This is a genomic window from Microbacterium sp. K41, assembly GCF_004794395.1.
In the GTDB taxonomy this organism is placed as follows: Bacteria; Actinomycetota; Actinomycetes; order Actinomycetales; family Microbacteriaceae; genus Microbacterium; species Microbacterium sufflavum.
In genome coordinates this window covers 1-286 of record NZ_SSDO01000369.1, presented here as the reverse complement: position 1 = coordinate 286, position 286 = coordinate 1, and the positions used below count along the sequence as shown (strand labels likewise).

The window sequence follows — 286 nt, the reverse complement described above, 5'->3', positions numbered from 1 at the left end:
GGCCGAGCACGGCCCGTTCGAGGCGCTGATCGGTCACTCCTTCGGCGCGCTGGGCGCCCTCACCGCCGCCCGCACGACCGTGCCGGTGCCCGCTGTGGCCGTGCTCGCCGGTGCCGCGGCGCCCGAGGCCTTCCTCGCCCAGTTCGCCAGCGACCTGCGCCTCGACGAGCCCACCGCGCAGAACCTCCGCGAGCGGTTCCACCGCCGCCTCGCGATCGACGAGGCCACGGCGGCCGAGCGCTTCGACGCCGGACGACACCCGTTGCCCGACGGCACCGCGCTGCTC

The 286-nt window shown here is 76.9% G+C and carries 1 pseudogene; it reads left to right on the top strand.

The annotated features are described in order from the left end of the window. A pseudogene (locus DW309_RS19595) lies at positions 1 to 286 on the top strand (alpha/beta hydrolase); the annotation flags it as partial.